The sequence below is a fragment of the Microbispora sp. CA-135349 genome (assembly GCF_050947365.1).
GTDB lineage: Bacteria > Actinomycetota > Actinomycetes > Streptosporangiales > Streptosporangiaceae > Microbispora.
Map to the genome: position 1 here is coordinate 4364442 of NZ_CP192001.1, position 20319 is coordinate 4384760.

Consider the following 20319-nt stretch of genomic DNA (forward strand, 5'->3'; position numbering starts at 1 on the left):
GAGGAGGCGGCCGTGAGCACGGGGACGGCGGGGACGAGCGCCGATGCGATAGCCGGTGAGCGGCGCCAACTGATCAATGTCGCCTACCGGTTGCTCGGTTCGCTGGCCGAGGCCGAGGACGCCGTGCAGGAGGCCTACGCGCGCTGGTACGCGCTGCCGCGCCACCGGCAGGAGGAGATCCTGTCCCCCGGCGCCTGGCTGACGACCGTGACCGGCCGCGTCTGCCTGGACCTGCTCGGCTCGGCACGGGCCCGGCGTGAACGCTATGTCGGCGCGTGGCTGCCCGAGCCGTTGCCCGAGTCGCCGCAGGCGTCGCTGCCCGAGTCGCTGCGTGGGCGCGCCGGGCGGGACCACGGCCACGACGCCGACCCTGCCGACCAGGTGGTCATGGACGAATCGGTGACCATGGCCTTCCTCGTCGTCCTGGAGTCGATGACGCCCGCCGAGCGGGTGGCGTTCGTCCTGCACGACGTCTTCCGCTACCCCTTCGCCGAGATCGCCGGCGTCCTCGGCCGGACCCCTGCGGCCTGCAAGCAGCTGGCGGCCTCCGCCCGGCGGCGGGTGGGCGCCGCGCGCGCCCCGGTGACGGCGGCCGGGCAGGCCGGCGTGGTGCGGAACGTCAAACAGGCATGGGAGGCGAAGGACATCGCGGCCCTCGTCGACCTCCTCGACCCGGCCGCCGTGATGACCGCCGACGGCGGCGGCATGGCCGGCACCGTCCTGCACCCGGTCGAAGGCGCCGAGCGCATCGCCAGGTACATGGTCGCCATCGCCGGCAGGGCTCCGGGGCTCGAACTCCTGGAGCAGCAGGTCAACGGCGTGCCGGGCCTGGTGGCCCGGCAGGCCGGCGTCGTCGTGGTCGTCGCCGCGTTCGACGTCGCCGACGGCCGCGTCAGCCGGATCTGGGCGGTCCGCAACCCGGAGAAGCTGCGGCTGTGGGCGCGGGACGCCTGATGCTCCGGTCTCGGTGCAGGGGCTAGATGAGCCCCCGCTCCATGGCCACGACGACGGCCGCGGCCCTGCTGTCGACGCCGAGCTTGGCGAAGACGTGCTTGAGATGCGTCTTCACCGTCGTCTCGCTGATCAGCAGAGCTCGGGCGATCTCCTTGTTGGCCGACCCCCGCGCCACCAGGCGCAGCACCTCCAGCTCGCGCGGGCTCGGCTCCTGCGCCGTGGGCCTGCTCATCAGGGCGGACGCCACCGACGGGGCCAGGACCGCTCCGCCGGCGGCGGCCGTGCGGACCGCTCGGTGCAGTTCCTCACGTGGCGCGTCCTTCAGCAGGTAGCCCGCCACCCCGGCGGCCATGGCCCGCGCCACGTCCGCGTCCGTGTCGTACGTGGTCAGCACGATCACCTTGATCTCCGGGTGGTCCTCCCGGAGCCGCCGGATCGCCCCGACACCGTCGAGGCCGGGCATGCGCAGATCCATCAGCACCACGTGCGGCCGCGCCCGCCTGGCCATGGCCAGCGCCTCGAACCCGTCGGACGCCTCCGCGACCACCTCGATGTCCGTCACGTGGTCGAACATGCCGCGCAGTCCGTCGCGGACCACCGGATGGTCGTCGACGATCATCAGTTTGAGGGGATCCGCAGGCACAGCGCCGTCCCCTCTCCCGGTGCGGACTCCACGGTCAGCGTCCCCCCGACGCCGCCGGCCCGCTCGCGCATGGCCGCCAGCCCGTAACCCGCGCCGCGCACGTCCGGGTCGAAACCCACCCCGTCGTCGAACACGTCGAGCGTCACCTCATCGTCCATGTAGGTCAGTGTGATCGCGACCCGGCCCGCCCGCGCGTGCTTGGCCGCGTTCGACAACCCTTCCTGGGCCACCCGCAACAGCGTCGTCTGCACCTCGCCGGGCAGCGGGCGGGGCGTCCCCTCCACCGACGCGGTCGCCGCCACCCCCGACGTCCGCGACCACCGTGCGGCCACCTCCGCGAGCGCCGCCTCGAGACCCGCGCCGGCGAGGGGTCCGGGCCGCAGCGCGGCGACCGAGCGCCGCGCCTCCCGCAGGTTGTCGCGCGCCAGCTCCTTGGCCAGCGTGATCCTCTTCTGTACGGCACGCGGGTCGGGCATCGCCTGCTCGGCCGCCTCCAGCTGGGTGATGATCCCGCTCAACCCCTGTGCGAGGGTGTCGTGAATCTCTCTGGCCAGCCTCGCCCGCTCCTCCAGCACTCCGACCGTCCGGTTCTGCGCGCTCTGCCGGGACACGTAGTCCACGAACAACCCGATCGCGACGACGAGACCGGAGCTCCCGGCGAGCCGCCAGACGGCGTTGGGCTCGTCCAGGTAGCCCCTGGCGGTGAACGTGCTCAAAACCGTCGCCACCGCCCCCACATAGGACCAGGGGCTCGCGAGCATCAGGTACGGCTGGGGCATCAGCCCGAAGACGACCACGTCGAAGGATCGGTCCTGCGACACCAGCGCGATGTAGAGCGCGCACACGACCGCCAGGTGGAACGCCATCGGGTTCGGCCGCCCGAGCAGACGCGGCCGCCGTGCGACGAAGAAGCCGTGCCATCCGGCCATGAGCGCGACGATTCCCAGCGTCAGCGGGCCGGGGCCCGCGCTCTCCCCGGACGAGAGGATCAGCCCGAGCGCCAGGCAGGCGTAGTACAGCATGTGGAAGGCGCGCAGCCAGCGCGCCTCCCAGACGTTCACGTCCTCACTCCCATCGGAACAGCGCGGCGCCGGCGGCCGTGGCCGCCACGATTATCCCCGCCAGGATCAGCAGGGGGAAGATCGCGGCGTTGCCGCTCCAGGCATGCCCGAGGGCTTCCACGGCCGGAGTCAGCGGCAGGAAGTCGCCGATCTGGCGCAAGGAGCCGGGCAGTGCCTTCCTGGGCACGGCCGCGCCGGACAGGAAGATCATGGGGAACATGACCAGCATGCCGATCAGGCTCGCGCCCCTGGTGTTGCGCACGACGGCGGCGATCACGAAGCCCAGCGCGCAGGCCATCACCGAGCAGAGCAGGAAGGCGGCGGCGAGCATGAGGACGTCGCCGGGCGCCTGCCCGCCGAACACCGTGATGGTGACGACCACCAGCAGCACGGAGCCCGCCAGGCCCGCGGCGACCTGCGCGACCAGCTGGGCGCCGAGCAGCAGAACCGGGGAGATCGGCGTGGTGGCCAGCCGCTTGAGCACCTTGCGTTCGCGATAGGAGGCCAGCAGGCCCGGCAGCGCGCCCATCCCGCCGATGGCGGCGATCATCGCGAGGTAGCCGGGCACCGCACCGCTGTCGCCGCGTTTGAGCACCAGCAGCATGAGTGGGAAGGCCACCATGAAGAACAGCGAGGCGGGGTCGCGCGACAGCAGCCTGAGCTCGGCGGCCGCCAGAGCCGTGAACGCCTTCATCGGTCCACTCCTTCCAGGGCGAGGTAGGCCTCTTCCAGCGAGGCGGTTCCGGTCCGGGCGATGAGCTCGCCCGGGGTGCCCGTCGCCTCCACACGGCCGCGGGCGAAGACGGCGACCCTGTCGCAGAGCGCCTCTATCTCGTCGAAGTAGTGGCTGACCAGCACCACCGTGGTGCCCGCCGTCCTGAGGTCGCCGACCAGCCGCCAGGTCTCTCGGCGCGCGATCGGGTCCAGGCCCGTGGTCAGCTCGTCGAGCACGACCACCTCCGGGTCGCCGACCAGGGCGAGCGCGAGCATCAGCCGCTGCCGTTGCCCGCCCGACAGGTCGCCGAACGCCTTCCTCGCCAGCGGCCGCAGGCTCCAGCACTCCATCACCCGCCGCCAGTCGGCCGCGTCGCGGTAGAAGGAGCCGAACATGCGCAGCGCCTCGGCCACCTTGATCCGATCGGGCAGGGAACCGTCCTGCAGCTGCACGCCGAGGCGGTGGGCGAGGGCCCGCCGCCTGCGCGCCGGATCCTCGCCGAGCACGCGGACCGTGCCCGCGTCTGCTCGCCTGAGCCCGATCAGGCATTCGACGGTCGTGGTCTTGCCGGCGCCGTTGTGGCCGATGATCCCGAACGTCTCCCCGGTACGGACCGTGAACGTCACGCCATCCACGGCGGGGGTGTCCCCGTACGACTTGCGGAGGTCTGTCACCTCGATGGCTTCCATGCCTCGAGACTCGCGGCGGCGCCGATCGCGCGGCATCACCCGACACGTCGCCCGGCATCCTCCATCCGGAGGATGCCGTCGCGTCGCCGCAGGTCAGGGGTACTGGCCGGGTGGGCCGGGGTATCAGCGGGGCATGGCCGCCCTTCCGGCGTACGCGCCGATGATGGCCCAGCTCGGGCCGCTGCCCGAGCCGGACGGCGACTACGCGCACGAGATGAAGTGGGACGGGGTCCGCGCCCTCGGCTACGTCGAGGACGGGACCCTCCGGCTGGTCTCCCGCAACGGCAGGGACATCACCGCCGCCTACCCCGAACTCGCCGGACTGGCCGAGGCGACCGGCGGGCACGCGCTCGTGCTCGACGGGGAGATCGTCGCCTTCGACGAGCAGGGCAGGCCGTCGTTCGGGGCGCTGCAGCCGCGGATGCACCAGCGCAACCCGCTGAAGATCCGGCAGCTCACGGTCACCACGCCCGTGACGTACCTGCTGTTCGACGTCCTGCACGTCGACGCCGCGCCGGCGACCGCCCTGGCCTACACCGAACGGCGGCGCCGCCTGGAGGACCTGGTCCACACCGGCCGCCGGTGGGCCATCCCGCCGTACTACAGCGGCGGCGGGGAGCACGCGCTCGCGGACTCGCGCCGTCTCGGCCTGGAGGGCGTGGTGGCCAAGCGGCTCGCCTCCCCCTACCGGCCCGGCCGCCGCTCCCCCGACTGGGTCAAGGTCAAGAACGTCCGTACGCAGGAGGTCGTCGTCGGCGGCTGGCGGGCCGGGGAGGGCCGCCGCGCGAACACCGTCGGCTCGCTGCTCGTCGGCGTCAACGACGCCGGCGGGCGCCTGCGGTACGCCGGCAGCGTCGGCACCGGCTTCACCGACGACGCGCTGCGGCGGCTCGGGGAACGCCTGGCGCCGCTGCGGCGGGACACATCCCCGTTCGAGGACATCACCCGCGAGGAGGCAAGGGGCGGCCGGTGGGTGGACCCGGTCCTGGTCGGCGAGGTGCAGTTCGCCGAGTGGACCGGCGAGGGGCGGCTGCGCCACCCCTCCTGGCGGGGCCTGCGCGACGACAAGGACCCCGGCGAGGTCGTCCGCGGAGAAGGATGACGCGCCCGGCTCAGGCGCGTGAGCTCAGGGTTCACGGTGTCGCGGCGTCGTGGTGTCGCAGGGTCAAGGTGTCACGGCGCCGCGGTGTCGCAGGGTCAAGGTGTCACGGTGTCGCAGGGTCAAGGTGTCACGGTGTCACGGTGTCGCGGCGCCGCGCCGCCAGCACGCCGAGCAGCACCGCGCCCGCGAGGAACGCGACGTTGTGCGCGTACTTCGCGACCGGTGGGACCTCGCCGAGCGGGACCGCGAAGAACCCGACGACCGCACGCGCGCCCAGGGCTCCGGCGGCGAGCGCGGCGGCGTGGCGGCCGCTCCACCGCCGCGTGCGGGCCAGGCGGCCGGTGCCCGCCGCGCACAGGGCGATCACCGTGAGTCCGGCCGCGACCCCGGCCCAGGTCGACGGCAGGAAGTTGAAGACGAGGCCCGCCGCCAGACCGCCCGCCGCCACGAGGACCGGCCGCGGCGGCACCCCCGCGGACGGCTCTGCGGGCGGAGCCGGGACCGAGGGCCGGCGCCGTCTCCGTACGGCGGGGACGAACGCGAAGAGCACGAGCAGCGCGACGGCGGCCAGCGATCCCCCTGTCTGGGCGGCCGAGGCGTGATAGTGCTCGGTCCGCAGGTGGTCGCGCAGGACCAGCGCCGCCGCCGCGAGGTACAGCACCGCAGCCGTCACCAGGCCGGGCGTTCGCAGCCAGGGCGTGCGCGACAGGCGCGGGCTCAGCGCCTCCGTCAGCGCGATCGGCACCCCGAAACTCCAGATCGCGTGGCCCGCGACGAAGGACAGCGCGGTGTAGGCCGCCAGTCCCAGCGGCTCGACGTACGTCGGGCGGACCATCTCCTCCCAGTACGGGATGTCCCGGTATCCCTCGCTGAACATCGACTGGTCGATGACGCCGGCCTGCAGCACGCCGGCCGCCGTCGCGAGGGCGAGGATCGCCGGCCAGCCCAGGCCCAGGCGGCGGGACGTCTCACGGATCAGCAACGCGGGCGCGCCGTACAACGGGCTGAAGATCAGGAGACTGGCGGCGAGCACGAGCGGGTCGCCCGTGCTGTCGTCGTAACCGGTGACGTATTCGGCGCACATCGGCGCCAGCACCAGGAGCCCGGCCGCCATGGCGAGACGCCACGGATCAGGCTTCGTCATCTCGCCTCCACGCGGCGGCGAAGACGACGGCGCCGACGACCGCGACAAGAAGGTTGGCGTAGATCTCGTAGCCGGTCAGGAAGCTCAGCCGCGGGATGACCTGGCGGTTGAAGACGTTGAGTATCGCGCCCCAGAACGGCTGCGCGGCCAGGTGGTCGATGGTCCCACTGATGCCCGCGACGACCAGGAACCCCCCGGCGAATCGGATGAACTTACGCATGGCGCCGACGCTAGGGACCGGCGGACCCGGCGGGGATCGGGCGTCGGCATGCTTCCGTCCGGCGAAGGTCGCCGGCGTGCGGCGCCCCCGCCGGCCGAAGTAGGACGGCGCCCGACTTCGGTATGGTCTTCGAAGCTCGGCCGTGAGCCGGCCTCCCCCGGGCCGTACGCTGCGGGGAATATGGATCCCTCCGCCACTCCCCGGCACCGGCGCAGCCGGCGCGACTGGCTCGTGGACTCGGCGATGTTCACGCTCGCCGCGGCTTTCGCCTTCTTCATGTCGGTGGACCGCCTGCACAACGCGCCGCTGCCGCCCGCATGGTTGTTCCCCCTCGACCAGTTCGTGGGCGCGCTCGGCTGCGCCGCGTTGTGGCTGCGCCGCCGGTGGCCGGTCGGGCTCGCGGTGACACTGGTCGCGCTGTCGGCGGTCTTCGAGATGGTCGCGGGCTCGATGCTGGCCGCGCTCTTCTCGGTCGCGGTCCACCGTCGCCCGCGGACCTCCGGCACGGTGTTCGGTCTCAGCGTTCTGGCCGGGGTCGTCTTCACGTTGCTGCGCCCCGAACCGAACGAGCCGCCGTCCGTGATGTTCACGCTGGGCCTGGCCCTGCAGGGCGCGGCGGCCGGCTGGGGGCTGTTCGTCCACCATCGGCGCCGTCTGGTGCTGGCGCAGCGCGACCGCGTGGCCCGGATGGAGACCGAGGCGAGGCTGCGGGCCGAGCAGGCGCAGCACCAGGTCCGCGAGGCCATCGCCCGGGAGATCCACGACGTGCTCGGTCACCGGCTGTCGCTGCTGAGCGTGCACGCGGGGGCGCTGGAGTTCAATCCCGGCGCCGACCCCGCCGACGTCGCCCGCGCGGCGCGGGTGATCAGGGAGAGCGCCCACCGGGCGCTGCAGGACCTGCGCGAGGTGATCGGCGTGCTGCGCGCCCCGGCGGGCGAGTCGTCCGCACCGACACGGCCCGGCCTGCCCACCCTGGCCGACCTGGGACGGCTCGTCGCGGAGTCGGGCCAGGCGGGCATGCGGGTGGGGTTGCGTGACGACCTCGGCTCGCGGGAGAGCGTCCCGGAGCGGACGGGCCGGACCGCGTACCGCGTCGTGCAGGAGGCCCTGACCAACGCGCGCAAGCACGCGCCGGGGGCCGCGGTCCGCGTACGGGTGTCGGGGGCGCCCGGCGAGGGCCTGACGGTCGAGGTGGTCAACGACGCCGCCGACGCCCCCGCCGACGTCCCACCGGACGCCGGCGGCGGAGGCGGCCACGGCCTCGCCGGCCTGGCCGAGCGCGTCGCGCTGGTGGGAGGACGGCTGGAGCACGGACCCCTGCATGGACCCCTGCATGGACCCCTGCATGGCCCTGTGGAGGGGGGTACGGACGGGGGCGCCGGCGGGGGCCCGGGTGGCTGGCGCGTGCGGGCCTGGCTACCGTGGCCGGCATGATCGTGCCAGAATCCGCGCCTATCGGCGTGCTCATCGCCGACGACGACCCCCTGGTCCGGGCCGGTCTGGTGATGATGCTCGGCGGCGCTCCCGACATCCGCGTCCTCGCCCAGGCCGGAGACGGCGCCGAGGTGCTGCCGCTGGCCGGCCGGCACCGCCCCGACGTGGTGCTGATGGACATCCGGATGCCGGTCATGGACGGCCTGGCCGCCACCGAGGCGCTGCGCACGCGCGACGGAGCGCCCGAGGTGATCGTGCTGACCACCTTCGACGCCGACGAGCACGTGCTGCGTGCCCTGCGCGCCGGGGCCGCCGGGTTCCTGCTGAAGGACACCCCGCCGGCCGAGATCGTGGACGCCATCCGCCGGGTGGCCCGGGGCCACCCGGTCCTGTCACCCGCCGTGACGCGGCGGCTCATCGCCCGGGTGGCCGAGGACGGCCAGGACCGGCGCCGGACCCGGGCCGCGGAGCGCCTGGCGCGGCTGAACGACCGGGAACGGGAGGTCGCGGTGGCGGTCGGCCGGGGCAGGCCGAACGCCGAGATCGGCGCGTTGCTGCATCTCAGCGTCCCCACCGTCAAGACGCACGTGTCGAGCATCCTCGCCAAGCTCGGCCTCAACAATCGCGTCCAGATCGCCCTGCTCGTCCATGACGCCGCGCTGCTCGACGACCCACTCGACCCGGCCGACTGACCCGGACGACTGACCCGGACGACGCGGCCGTCGCGGCCGTCGCGGCCGTCGCGGCCGTCGCGGCGACACCGCGCCACCCGGGCACCGCCTTTCCCACGGCGACAGGGCCGCCCGTCCGGAGAGTGTCGTCGCGGACCGTTATAAGAGTGGATTCTGTCCACAATAGGAATTTCGTCGAAACCGGTGTCCAAATAAGCCCTGCCGTCGCATTGTCTCTCCCGGCGACGCGGGGTTTTTGAACGCTGCGGCGATCTCCTTGCGATGCGCCTGGACAAAGGCCGGGTACGCACGAATTCGTCGCGTCAGCGCGATCATGGCTGTTTCTCGGCGCCCTTCACCGAGCGATTTCCATGAAATTGATCTGATGCGGATATGTCCAGATCGCATCCCGTGTGCGCAATTTCGGGAGAATTCGTGCGCGTTCATTCTCGCAAGCTGTTCATGGCCGCCTGCACCCTCGCCGCGGCGGCCCTGACCGGTGTCCCGGCCCATGCCGCGACCGCCCCCGCCGGGCAGGGCGCCGCGACCTCCGCTCCCGCGCCCCTGCGCGCGACGACGGGCGAGATCTGCGGGCCGCCGTACGTGAAGGGTGATCGGCTGCTCGGCCCGGTGTTCCTGCCGCGCGAGGGACTCATCGCCACGATTCTGGACGGATACGTGCGATACGGCGGCCTTTCCCCCGAGCGGTTCCTCGAGCGCTACTACGACTACACGACGCAGTTCTACCGCTTCCCCCAGGACTTCGGGTTCGCGCACTCCGGCGGGTTCACCAACGGCCGGCCGCTCGTCAGGCCGGTGCGGCTGCCGCTCGGCTACAAGGTGGACCGCTTTGGCGGGGAGCCCACCGGTGCGTTCCTCGCGCCCTTCGGCACGCCGTTCTCCAAGCGGTCGCTGCCGCCGAGCAACCTCAACAACGCCCCCGGTGATCCGCACCTGTGCAACTACCACGCCTACCGGGTGACCCGGCCGTTCTACGTGGACGGGGGCCCGGCGGCCTCGGCGTTCCAGATGCGGGGCCTCGGCGAGCAGTTCCACACACTCGCCAAGTACATCCCCGGCGCTCCGACGTTCGGGACCAACGGCGAGGTGTCCATCCAGTGGCTGGCCGACAACGGCTACCTCGAACGCCTCAACTGAGCCCTCGCGGCCGACCGGGCGGGCACGCCGCGCCCGCCCGGTTCGGGCAAGGTGATCACATGACGGCGGACGACGGCACACGGTGGAACACGAACATCCACTACCATCCCCGCATCCTGGGCGCGGTCCCCGGCGGCGCCCGGCGCGCCCTCGACGTCGGCTGCGGGGAGGGCATGCTCGCCCGCGCGCTGCGGAAATCCGTGCCGCACGTCACCGGCATCGACCTCCACGCCCCCAGCGTCGAGCAGGCCCGCGGATACGGCGACGACGTCGACTACGTCCTCGGCGACTTCCTCACCCACCCGTTCGAGCCCGCGTCGTTCGACGTCGTCGCGTCCGTGGCCACCCTGCACCACATGGACGCCGCCACCGGGCTGGCCCGCATGCGCGACCTGCTGCGCCCCGGCGGTGTCCTGGCCGTCGTCGGCCTGGCCCGCAGCACCGTCCCCCGAGACCTGCCGCGCGAGCTGGCCGGCGTCGTCGCCTTCGCCGCCCACCGCGCCGTGAAGGGCCATTGGGAGCATCCGTCCCCCACCGTGTGGCCGCCGCCGGTGACGTACCCGCAGATGCGGGCGCTGGCCGCCGAACTCCTGCCCGGCTCCCGATATCGGCGCCATCTCCTGTGGCGCTACAGCGTCGTCTGGCGCAAACCCGGGGACTGAACGGCTCTACGCGACCCGGTACGGCTCGGCCGCGGCGGCGCGCAGCGTCAGGCCGTGTCCCGGCGCGTCCGGCGGGCGCACGGCGCCGCCCGTGGGGTCGGCCGCGCCCTCGAACAGGTCGCCCTCGATGCGCACGTGGTCGTGGAACCACTCCATGTGACGCACGTTCGGCGTCGCCGCGGCGACCGGCGCGTGCAGGTTGGGCGCGCAGTGCGCCGACACCTCCAGCCCGTGCCCGGCGGCGATCGCGGCCGCGCCGTTCCAGCCCGTGTAGCCGCCGCAGCGGGTCGCGTCGATCTGCAGGCAGTCGACCGCGCCCGCCGCGCACATGCGGGTGAAGTAGACGAGGTCGCCGCCGTACTCCCCGGCCGCGACGTCGGCGTCGGCCCGCTCGCGCACCAGGCGCAGCCCGGCCAGGTCGTCGGAGGACACCGGCTCCTCGAACCATCGCACGTCGTGATCACGCATGCGGCGTTCCATCCGCACGGCCTGCTTCGCGCCGTAGCCGCCGTTGGCGTCCACGTACAGCTCGGCGTCGTCGCCGATGACGCGGCGGGCGAGCGCGACGCGGTGCAGGTCGCGGCCGGGCGCCGTGCCCGCCGACTCACCGATCTTGATTTTGACGCGGGGGATGCCCTGCTCGTGAGCCCAGTGCGCGAGCTGCGCCGTCGTGACGTCGTCGTCGTAGGTGGTGAACCCGCCCGAGCCGTACACGGGCACACGCTCCCTGGCGAGGCCGAACAGGCGGGCGAGCGGCACGCCGAGCAGCCGGGCCTTGAGGTCCCAGAGCGCGACGTCGACCGCGGAGATCGCGTACCCGGCGACGCCGGTGCGGCCCGCGTTGCGCACGCGGCGGACCATCGCGGTCCACAGGCCCGGCACGTCCATCGGGTCGCCGCCGCGCACCACCGGCGCGAGCAGGTCCGTGACGACCGCCGCGGCGGCGGCCGGGGCGTAGGTCCAGCCGAGCCCGGCCGCCTCGCCGCCGTCGGCGCGGACCACCACCATCGTGGTCGCGTCCCAGCTCAGCGTGCCGTCGGCCTCCGGGCGGTCGGTCGGCACGCGGTACGCCGACACGTGGAGGTCCCTGATCACGAGGTCCCTGATCACGGGCGTCCTCCTACCCGGTCGTGCCCCCAGGACTCTGGATCGGAGGAAAGATTTTCCATGCGGTGAGTGTTCGGCTTCCCATTCCCCGGGCAGCGCGGCCTATATGACGGAAATCGCCTCCGAAGTACTCATCAGGCGGCTCGCCGACTGGGGTGTCGACACCGTCTTCGGGCTTCCCGGTGACGGCATCAACGGCATCATGGAAGGGCTGCGCCGCCAATCCGACCGTGTCCGGTTCGTGCTGGTGCACCACGAGGAGGCGGCCGCGTTCATGGCCGCCGCGCACGCGAAGGCCACCGGCCGCATCGGCGTGTGCCTGGCCACCTCGGGCCCCGGCGGAATCCACCTGCTCAACGGCCTGTACGACGCCAAGCTCGACCACCAGCCGGTGCTGGCCATCACGGGCATGCAGGAGACCAGTGTGCTGGGCACCGGCTACCAGCAGGAGGTCCACCTCGACCGGGTGTTCGAGGACGTGGCCGAGTACAACCTGGTGGTGGACAACCCCACCCAGTTGCCCGGGGTGGTGGACATCGCGATCCGCACGGCGTACGCGCGGCGCGGGGTGGCCCACCTGTGCCTGCCCAACGACGTCCAGGTGGCCCCCGCCGACGCCGACCCCTACCAGCACGTCGCCCCCGCGCGGCCACCCGCGACCGCCCCCGTCTATCTGTCCCCGCCCGGCGTGCCGCGCGCCGAGGACCTGAGGGCGGCCGCCGAGGTGCTGAACGCGGCCCGGCGGCCCGCGATCCTCGCCGGGGCCGGCGCCCTGCACGCCCGCGCGGAGGTGCTGGCCGTCGCCGAGACGCTGGGCGCTCCCGTGATCAAGACCCTGCCCGGAAAGGCGGTCATCCCCGACGACTCGCCGTACGCCGTGGGCGGGATCGGCCTGCTCGGCACCAAGCCGGGAGAGGAACTGGTCGAGGACTGCGACACCCTTCTGATGGTCGGCACCAACTTCCCCTACACCAAGCACCTGCCCGAGCCCGGCAAGGTCCGCGTCGTGCAGATCGACGCCGACCCCGCCCGCGCGGGCGTGCGCATGCCGACCGAGGTGCCGATGGTCGGGGACGCCAAGGAGGGGCTGGCCGCGTTGCTGCCGCTGCTGCACCGCAACGACGACCGGGCGCACCTGGAGAAGTACCAGAAGGCCATGGCCGAATGGCGGGAGAACATGACCGCCCTGGAGAACCCGGAGCGCACCCCGATCGCCCCGCAGTACCTGATCGGCTGCGTGGACCGGGCCGCCTCCGACGACGCCATCCTCACCTGCGACTCCGGCACGATCGCGACCTGGGCGGCCCGGCACTGGACGATCCGCGGCGACCGGGAGTTCTACCTGTCGGGCAACCTCGCCACCATGGCCCCCGGCCTGCCGTACGCGATCGCGGCGCAGCTCGCCCACCCCGACCGGCAGGTGATCGCGTTCATCGGCGACGGCGGCTTCGCGATGCTGATGGCCGAGTTCCTCACCGCGGCGCGTCTCGGCCTGCCGATCACGGTGGTGGTGAACAACAACGGCTCGCTCGGCCAGATCCTGTGGGAGCAGATGGTGCTGGGGTTCCCCGAGCACGGGGTGAGATTCGGCGCGCCGTCCTCCGACTTCTCCGCCTGGGCCCGCTCCTGCGGCGGGTACGGGCGCAAGGTCACCGATCCCGCCGAGCTGGACGAGGCCGTACGGCAGGCCCTCGCCCATCCGGGACCCGCGCTGGTGGACGTCGACGTCGACCCGAACGAGCCGCCCATGCCGGGCAAGGTGGCCCGTGACCAGGCCGTCAAGTTCGCCGAGGCGTTCCTGAAGGGGCAGCCGCACAAGGCGGCCATCGCGACGACGCTTTTCAAGGACAAGATCTCTCAACTGGGGCGGTGACGCCATGACCGACCAGGTGCTCGTTCCCCCGCCCGTGACGGCCCGGCCGCGACAGCCGTACGTGCGGCTGCGCGACCTGGAGCGGGACCTCGCCGCCCGGGTGGACGGCGAGGTCAGGTTCGACCCGGGCAGCCGGGGCGCCTACTCCACCGACGGCTCGAACTACCGGCAGGTGCCGCTCGGGGTGGTGGTGCCCCGCACGGTGGACGCGGCGGCCGAGGCCGTCGCGGTCTGCCGGGAGCACGGCGCGCCCGTCACCTCGCGGGGCGGCGGCACGAGCCTGGCCGGTCAGACCTGCAACGCCGCCGTGGTGATCGACTGGTCCAAGTACTGTCACCGGCTGGTGTCGGTGGACGCCGCGGCGCGCACCTGCGTGGTCGAGCCCGGCATCGTGCTCGACGTGCTGAACCGGCTGCTGGCCGACACCGGCCTGATGTTCGGCCCGCGCCCGTCCACGCACTCCCAGTGCACGCTCGGCGGCATGATCGGCAACAACTCCTGCGGCTCGACCGCGCAGGCGTACGGCAAGACCGCCGACAACATCGCGCGGCTGGAGATCCTCACCTACGACGGCCAGAGGATGTGGGTGGGGCCGACCGGCGACGAGGAGTTCGGCCGGATCGTCGCAGAGGGCGGGCCGCGGGCGCGGATCTATCGCGAGCTGCGCGCGATCGTGGACGAGCACGCCGACGAGATCCGCCGCCGCTTCCCCGACATCCCCCGCCGGGTGTCGGGCTACAACCTCGACCAGCTCCTGCCCGAGAACGGGTTCGACCTGGCCAGGGCGCTGGTCGGGTCGGAGGGCACGCTGGTCACCGTGCTGCGGGCCGAGCTGCGCCTGGTGCCCGCGCCCAAGGCCGAGTGCCTCGTCCTGCTCGGCTACCACGACATCAACGTGGCCGCCGACGCCGTGCCGCGCATCGCCCGTTACGGCCCGCTTCAGCTGGAGGGGGTGGACGACAAGCTCGTGGACTTCGAGCGACGCAAGCACATGCATCCCGACGCCCTCAAGCGGCTGCCGGAGGGCGGCGGCTGGCTCATGGTCTCCTTCGGCGCCGACTCCCAGAAGGAGGCGGACGCCAGGGGACGTGGCCTGCTGAAGGAGCTGAAGGACAGCGAGCACGCGCCGCACATCTCCTTCGTCGACGACGCCAAGACCGAGAAGAAGCTGTGGGAGGTGCGCGAGTCCGGGCTCGGCGCCACCGCCCGGGTCCCGGGCATGCGCGAGACCTGGGAGGGCTTCGAGGATTCCGCGGTCCCGCCCGAGCGGCTCGGCGGCTACCTGCGCGACCTGCGCCGCCTGTTCGAGGAGTTCGGCTACGACGACGCCTCTCTGTACGGGCACTTCGGGCAGGGCTGCGTGCACACCCGCATCCCGTTCGACCTGGTGACCGCCGACGGGGTGGCGGCCTTCCGCGCCTTCCTCGAACGGGCCGCCGATCTCGTCATCTCCTACGGCGGCTCGCTGTCGGGCGAGCACGGCGACGGGCAGGCCAGGGGCGAGCTGCTGCCGAGGATGTTCGGGCCCGACGTCATGACCGCCTTCGAGCGGGTCAAGGCCGTCTTCGACCCCGGCGACCGGATGAACCCCGGCAAGATCGTCGCACCGTACAAGCTGGACGAGAACCTGCGGCTCGGCCCCGAGTGGACGCCCGCCGACCCGCCCGTCCACTTCGGCTACCCGGACGACGAGGGCAGCTTCCAGCGGGCCGTCATGCGGTGCGTCGGGGTCGGCAAATGCCGCGAGCACACCGGCGGGGTGATGTGCCCGTCCTACCGGGCCACCGGTGAGGAGGAGCACTCCACCCGCGGCCGCTCGCGGCTGCTGTTCGAGATGCTCGACGGCCACGCCGACTCCGCGGTCGAGGACGGCTGGCGCTCCACCGCCGTGCGCGACGCCCTCGACCTGTGCCTGGCCTGCAAGGGCTGCAAGCACGACTGCCCGATGCAGGTCGACATGGCGACGTACAAGGCCGAGTTCCTCGCCCACCACTACGCCCGCCGGCTGCGGCCGACCGACCACTACGCGATGGGGTGGCTGCCGGTGTGGGCCCGCGTGGCCGCGCTCGCCCCGGGCGTGGTCAACGCGCTGACGCACGCGCCCGTGCTGGCGGCGCTCGCCAAGCGCCTGGCGCATCTCGAACCGGCCCGGCCGGTGCCGGACTTCGCACCGGCGCGCTTCAGCGACTGGTATCGGCGGCGCGGTCCCCGCGGCGGGGGCGAGCGGGGCCCCGTGGTGCTGTGGCCGGACACCTTCACCGACAACTTCCATCCCTACATCGGCCGGGCCGCCGTCGAGGTGCTGGAGTCGGCGGGCTACCGGGTGCTGCTCCCGCCCCGCACCCTGTGCTGCGGCCTGACCTGGATCTCGACCGGGCAGCTGGGCGTGGCGCGGCGGGTGCTGCGCCGGACCGTCCGGACGCTCGCCCCGGCGCTGCGCCGCGGCATTCCGATCGTCGGGCTGGAACCCAGCTGTACGGCGGTGTTCCGCGCCGACGCGCCGGAGATGTTCGCGCACGACCGGGATTTCGCCCGGCTGGGCGAGCAGACCCGGACCCTCGCCGAGCTGCTGAGCGCGACCGACGGCTGGGACCCGCCCCGGATCGACCGGGACGCCGTCGCCCAGCCGCACTGCCACCACCACTCGGTGCTCGGTTTCGAGACCGACCAGGCCCTGCTGTCACGGGCCGGCGTGCGGGTGGAGGCGGTGGGCGGCTGCTGCGGCCTCGCCGGCAACTTCGGTTTCACCGCCGGTCACCTGGAGGTGTCGATGACCTGCGCGGAGCACGAGATCCTGCCGGCGATCCGCGCCGCCGACGCCGGCACCCTCATCCTCGCCGACGGTTTCAGCTGCCGCACGCAGATCGAGCAGTCGGGGGTGGGACGCCAGGCGATCCACCTCGCGGAGCTGCTGGCGGCCGGGGTGCGCGGCACCCCGCTGGGCGACCACCCCGAGTGCCGGATCGTACGCAGGCCCGGCCCGGCGCGGGTCCTGGGGGCACGATGAGCGCCGGAGCCCTGGACTCGGGAGCACTGGACTCCGAAGCACTGGACTCGGGAGCCCTGAATTCGGGCGGCCCGGATTCGGGCGGCCCGGATTCGGGCGGCCTGGAGGAGGACGCGTGGGTGGTCGAGGACGCCTCCCTCGCCCTCGTGGAGATGACCCTCACGGCGGTGGCGCGAAGCGCCGGCCTGCCGGTCACCCAGCTGCGGGTGCTGCTCGCGGTCGACCGGCACGGCCCGCTGAACCTGAGCGGGCTCGCCGCCCTGCTGGGCATGTCGGTCTCCGCCTCCGGCCGCCTGGTGGCCCGCCTGCACACCGCCGGGCTGCTGACACGTCTGCTGTCCCCGCACAGCCGCCGCGAGGTCACCATCGACGTCACCGAGACCGGCCGGAGATCGCTGGAACGGCTCCGCGCGGCCCGCCGCGGGCACATCGCCGACGCGCTGCGCCGCCTGCCGCCGGGCAGCCGCCGTACGCTCGCGCGGACGCTGCGCGAGTTCACCGCGGCGGCGGGCGACCCCGGCGACGGCGGCCCGAACTGACCGCAGGGAAAGGAGACCGGCATGCGAGCGCTCACCGTCGTCCCGCACCGCGCCGGTTCGCTGGCGCTGACCGAGGTCCCCGATCCCGAGCCCGGGCCGGACGACCTCCTCGTGGAAGGTCTGGCCATCGGCATCTGCGGTACGGACAGGGAGATCGTGGCCGGCGACTACGGCTGGGCCCCGCCCGGCCGGGAGCGGCTGGTCATCGGGCACGAGTCCCTCGGCCGTGTACGGCGGGCCCCGCCCGGCTCCGGCTTCGCTCCGGGAGACCTCGTCGTGGGCCTGGTGCGCAGGCCCGACCCGGTGCCGTGCGGGGCCTGCGCGCACGGCCAGTTCGACATGTGCCGCAACGGCCGCTACTTCGAGCGGGGCATGAAGGAACGCGACGGCTACGCCAGCGACCTGTGGTGCGCGGACAAGTCCTACGCCGTACGGGTCGCCACCGGACTCGGCATGGACGGGGTGCTGCTGCAACCGTCCTCGGTGGTCGCCAAGGCGTGGGAGCAGGTCGACAGGGTGGGGGCGCGTGCGTGGTTCGAGCCCCGGACGGCGCTGGTCACCGGCGCGGGGCCGTTCGGCCTGCTCGCCGCGCTGCTCGGCGTCCAGCGCGGCCTCACCGTGCACGTCCTCGACCGCGTCACCGTCGGGCCCAAACCGAGCCTCGTCGCCGACCTCGGCGCGGCCTACCACACGGGAGACGTGGAGGACGTGATGGCCTCGATCCGGCCGGACATCGTCATCGAGGCCACCGGCGCGGCCGAAATGATCATCGGCGCCATCGCCGCGATCGGGCCGTACGGGATCGTCTGCCTGACCGGGGTCACCCCCGGCGGCCGGCGGATCACGGTGGACGCCGGGACGCTCAACCGCGAGATCGTCCTGGAGAACGCGGTCGTCATCGGCGCCATCGACGCCAATCTCAGCCACTACGTGGCGGGAGCCCGGGCCCTCGCCGAGGCCGACCCCGGCTGGCTCGCCCGGCTGATCACCCGGCGCGTGCCGCTGCGGCGGTACACCGAGGCGTTCGAGCGCCGGGAGGACGACGTCAAGGTCATGCTCATGAACGAGTGACGGACCCGCCCGGCCGTCAGCGGTCCCTGTCAGCGGTCCCTGTGGGCGGCCAGCCGGGCCAGGGCCTCCAGCCCCGCCGCCGCCCCGGGCGCCGGCTCCGCCGACCGCAACGCCTCCAGCGCCTCCGACAGCAGGTCGTCCACCCTGGCGAGGCACCACGCGCGCCCGCCCGCCTCCTCCACCAGCCGCGCCGCCCCGGGGAGGTCGGCCCGCGCGAGCGGGCGGCGGTACAGCACGGCGAGCGCGCTGCCCGCCGGCGTGCCCGACGTCAGCGCGGCGACGACCGGCAGGGACTTCTTGCGGTTGCGCAGGTCGGAATGGACCGGCTTGCCGGTGACCGCCGGGTCGCCCCAGATGCCCAGCAGATCGTCGACTATCTGGAACGCCAGCCCCACGCGCTCGCCGAACACGCGCAGGAAGGCCACCTGTTCGGCGGCGGCACCCCCCGAGCGACCGGCGGCGTGGAGCGCGCCGAGGGCGCAGGCGCATCCGAACAACGCGCCCGTCTTGCCCTCCGCCATGCGCACGCACTCCCCCAGGCTCACGTCCGCACGCTGTTCGAAGCCGAGGTCGGCGCTCTGGCCGTCGAGCAGTGACTGGACGCACCGGGACAGCGTGCGCGCGCTCTCGGCGTTCCCGCCGCCCTCGGCCAGCGCGGCGAAGGCCAGCGCCAGCATGGAGTCGCCGGCCAGGATCGCCTCGGCGCGCCCGAAGACGTTCCAGACCGTGGGACGGTGGCGGCGGACCGCGTCGCCGTCCATGACGTCGTCGTGGACGAGGGAGAAGTTGTGCACCAGTTCGACCGCGACGGCGGCGGGCAGCGCCTCCTCCGCGTCTCCTCTCACGCTCTCCGCCGCGAGCAGCGTGAACGCGGGCCGCAGGGCCTTCCCCCCGCCCGCCCGCACCGGCCGCTCCCGCGCGTCGCACCATCCGAAGTGGTAGCCCGCCATCCGGCGCATCGACGGAGGCAGGGTGCCGACCGCGCGGCGCAGAGCGGGCTCCACCAGGTCACGCGTCCGGGCGAGCACGTCCGCCGCGGTCCGCACTCCCTCCGCCACCGGTTCCGTCACGCTCCCACCACCTCGGGCTCGAATGGACCCACAGGCCGGCTGGACTTGTCGGCATACCCCGGCCGCCTCCTCACCACACGTGCTCCCCGCTCACCATCGGGGCGCGCACACCCGCCTGGTCGTGCCGGATGCGCGCGGGGAGCACAGCCCTCGCCGCTCGGAGTCGCTCGTCCCTCGCTCCCCGCTCGCTCCTCGGTCGCTCCTCGGTCCAGACCGGCGGCGCGCCCCTCCCGATCGCTCGACATCCCCTAACCTGATGCCCCATGCGGAAATGGGTGCAGGAGATGGGTCTCGGGCTCGCCGCGCTCGGCCGCCCGGCGTACATCACGCTCGGCCGGGACGAGGACCTCGGCGGCCACCGCGACGTGGCGGCGATGCGGGCGCGCACCTGGGAGGTGCTGGACGCCGCGTGGGCGGCGGGCGTGCGCTACCTCGACGCGGCCCGCTCCTACGGCCTCGCGGAGGAGTTCCTCGCGGGCTGGCTGGCCGATCGGGGCATCCGGCCCGGCGAGGCCGCCGTGGGCTCGAAGTGGGGGTACGAGTACGTCGGCGGCTGGCGGATGGACGCCGTCCGCCACGAGGAGAAGGACCTGTCGGCCGCGCGGCTGCGCCGCCAGCTCGGCGAGACCCGGGAACTGCTCGGCGATCACCTGTCGCTCTACCAGATCCACTCGGCGACGGCCGAGAGCGGGGTGCTCGACGACGAGGAGGTGCTCGGCGAGCTGCGGGCTCTGCGCGCCGGGGGCGTCGCCGTCGGCCTGTCCACCACCGGCCCCGCGCAGGCCGCGACGATCGACAGGGCGGTCGCGACCGGACTGTTCGACAGCGTGCAGTCGACGTGGAACCTGCTCGAGCGCTCCGCGGGCGAGGCCCTGGCCAGGGCGCACGCCGCCGGTCTGGCGGTGATCGTCAAAGAGGGGGTGGCCAACGGCAGGCTGACCGCCCGCGGCGCGCCGCCGGCGTTGGCGCGCGCGGCACGCGAACGCGGCGTCACCCCCGACGCCCTGGCGCTCGCCGCCGTGCTCGCCCGCCCGTGGGCCGGGGTCGTGCTGAGCGGCGCGGCCACGACCGCTCAGCTCGCCGAGAACCTGACGGCGCTCGCCGTCACCTGGGACGACGAGACCGAGCAGGCGCTCGCCGGGCTGGCGGAGGACGCCGAGACCTACTGGGCCCGCCGCGCCGCCCTCCCCTGGACCTGA

At 73.4% G+C, this 20319-nt stretch carries 19 protein-coding genes; 11 read left to right on the forward strand and 8 right to left on the reverse strand.

The window, feature by feature from the left end; all coding sequences use genetic code 11:
• Positions 1–12: 12 nt before the first annotated feature.
• The gene (gene sigJ, locus ACQPZZ_RS20465) at positions 13–954 is read left to right on the forward strand and encodes an RNA polymerase sigma factor SigJ (RefSeq protein WP_432920443.1); all 942 of its coding nucleotides are present in this window, start codon (positions 13–15) and stop codon (positions 952–954) included.
• 22 nt (positions 955–976) lie between these two features.
• Here sigJ and ACQPZZ_RS20470 read toward each other — a convergent pair whose 3' ends face one another.
• From ACQPZZ_RS20470 to ACQPZZ_RS20485, 4 genes are read right to left on the reverse strand one after another with little or no spacing between them, the layout of a single operon-like run.
• Entirely contained in the window at positions 977–1573 is a 597-nt protein-coding gene (locus tag ACQPZZ_RS20470) for a response regulator (protein WP_432920446.1), read from the reverse strand.
• Positions 1573–2658 carry a sensor histidine kinase gene (locus tag ACQPZZ_RS20475; RefSeq protein ID WP_432920449.1) on the reverse strand — a complete coding sequence of 362 codons (1086 nt, stop codon included), beginning with the start codon at positions 2656–2658 and terminating at the stop codon, positions 1573–1575. The genes ACQPZZ_RS20470 and ACQPZZ_RS20475 overlap by 1 nt, the downstream gene beginning before the upstream one ends.
• A 4-nt stretch (positions 2659–2662) precedes the next feature.
• Positions 2663–3352 carry an ABC transporter permease gene (locus tag ACQPZZ_RS20480; RefSeq protein ID WP_432920452.1) on the reverse strand — a complete coding sequence of 230 codons (690 nt, stop codon included), beginning with the start codon at positions 3350–3352 and terminating at the stop codon, positions 2663–2665.
• A complete protein-coding gene (locus ACQPZZ_RS20485) occupies positions 3349–4062 on the reverse strand; it encodes an ABC transporter ATP-binding protein (protein WP_432920455.1) in 714 nt (237 codons plus the stop codon). Before ACQPZZ_RS20485 ends, ACQPZZ_RS20480 begins: the two co-directional genes overlap by 4 nt.
• A gap of 133 nt (positions 4063–4195) precedes the next feature.
• Between ACQPZZ_RS20485 and ligD the strand changes: the two genes are divergently transcribed.
• A complete protein-coding gene (gene ligD, locus ACQPZZ_RS20490) occupies positions 4196–5164 on the forward strand; it encodes a non-homologous end-joining DNA ligase (RefSeq protein ID WP_432920458.1) in 969 nt (322 codons plus the stop codon).
• A 127-nt stretch (positions 5165–5291) separates the two neighbouring features.
• Here ligD and ACQPZZ_RS20495 read toward each other — a convergent pair whose 3' ends face one another.
• Entirely contained in the window at positions 5292–6308 is a 1017-nt protein-coding gene (locus ACQPZZ_RS20495) for a hypothetical protein (RefSeq protein ID WP_432920461.1), read from the reverse strand.
• Complete coding sequence (locus ACQPZZ_RS20500; RefSeq protein ID WP_432920464.1) at positions 6295–6528, reverse strand: hypothetical protein; 234 nt, start codon at positions 6526–6528, stop codon at positions 6295–6297. The genes ACQPZZ_RS20495 and ACQPZZ_RS20500 overlap by 14 nt, the downstream gene beginning before the upstream one ends.
• Before the next feature lie 180 nt (positions 6529–6708).
• On the opposite strand from ACQPZZ_RS20500, the gene ACQPZZ_RS20505 reads away from it, so the two are divergent.
• From ACQPZZ_RS20505 to ACQPZZ_RS20520, 4 genes are all read left to right on the forward strand, one after another.
• Complete coding sequence (locus ACQPZZ_RS20505; RefSeq protein ID WP_432920467.1) at positions 6709–7962, forward strand: sensor histidine kinase; 1254 nt, start codon at positions 6709–6711, stop codon at positions 7960–7962.
• Positions 7959–8654: a response regulator gene (locus ACQPZZ_RS20510; RefSeq protein ID WP_432920470.1), complete on the forward strand. Its 696-nt coding sequence runs from the start codon at positions 7959–7961 to the stop codon at positions 8652–8654. The genes ACQPZZ_RS20505 and ACQPZZ_RS20510 overlap by 4 nt, the downstream gene beginning before the upstream one ends.
• A 414-nt stretch (positions 8655–9068) precedes the next feature.
• Entirely contained in the window at positions 9069–9791 is a 723-nt protein-coding gene (locus ACQPZZ_RS20515) for a TNT domain-containing protein (RefSeq protein WP_432920473.1), read from the forward strand.
• A gap of 59 nt (positions 9792–9850) precedes the next feature.
• The gene (locus ACQPZZ_RS20520; protein ID WP_432920476.1) at positions 9851–10453 is read left to right on the forward strand and encodes a class I SAM-dependent methyltransferase; all 603 of its coding nucleotides are present in this window, start codon (positions 9851–9853) and stop codon (positions 10451–10453) included.
• 6 nt (positions 10454–10459) lie between these two features.
• Here ACQPZZ_RS20520 and ACQPZZ_RS20525 read toward each other — a convergent pair whose 3' ends face one another.
• The gene (locus ACQPZZ_RS20525; protein WP_432920479.1) at positions 10460–11563 is read right to left on the reverse strand and encodes an enolase C-terminal domain-like protein; all 1104 of its coding nucleotides are present in this window, start codon (positions 11561–11563) and stop codon (positions 10460–10462) included.
• A 103-nt stretch (positions 11564–11666) separates the two neighbouring features.
• Between ACQPZZ_RS20525 and ACQPZZ_RS20530 the strand changes: the two genes are divergently transcribed.
• From ACQPZZ_RS20530 to ACQPZZ_RS20545, 4 genes are read left to right on the forward strand one after another with little or no spacing between them, the layout of a single operon-like run.
• Positions 11667–13433: a thiamine pyrophosphate-dependent enzyme gene (locus ACQPZZ_RS20530; protein ID WP_432920482.1), complete on the forward strand. Its 1767-nt coding sequence runs from the start codon at positions 11667–11669 to the stop codon at positions 13431–13433.
• Positions 13434–13437: 4 nt separating this feature from the next.
• On the forward strand, positions 13438–16440 hold the full coding sequence (locus ACQPZZ_RS20535; protein WP_432920485.1) for an FAD-binding and (Fe-S)-binding domain-containing protein: 3003 nt from the start codon (positions 13438–13440) through the stop codon (positions 16438–16440).
• Positions 16437–16979 (forward strand): MarR family winged helix-turn-helix transcriptional regulator, encoded by a 543-nt coding sequence (locus ACQPZZ_RS20540; RefSeq protein WP_432920488.1) that lies wholly within the window; start codon positions 16437–16439, stop codon positions 16977–16979. Before ACQPZZ_RS20535 ends, ACQPZZ_RS20540 begins: the two co-directional genes overlap by 4 nt.
• A 21-nt stretch (positions 16980–17000) precedes the next feature.
• Positions 17001–18050, forward strand: coding sequence for a glucose 1-dehydrogenase (locus ACQPZZ_RS20545; RefSeq protein ID WP_432920491.1), 1050 nt, complete (start codon positions 17001–17003; stop codon positions 18048–18050).
• 29 nt (positions 18051–18079) lie between these two features.
• On the opposite strand, the gene ACQPZZ_RS20550 is transcribed toward ACQPZZ_RS20545, so the two are convergent.
• A complete protein-coding gene (locus tag ACQPZZ_RS20550; protein WP_432920494.1) occupies positions 18080–19120 on the reverse strand; it encodes a family 2 encapsulin nanocompartment cargo protein polyprenyl transferase in 1041 nt (346 codons plus the stop codon).
• A gap of 263 nt (positions 19121–19383) precedes the next feature.
• Here ACQPZZ_RS20550 and ACQPZZ_RS20555 point away from each other — a divergent pair, with 263 nt between their 5' ends.
• Positions 19384–20319: an aldo/keto reductase gene (locus ACQPZZ_RS20555; RefSeq protein ID WP_432920497.1), complete on the forward strand. Its 936-nt coding sequence runs from the start codon at positions 19384–19386 to the stop codon at positions 20317–20319.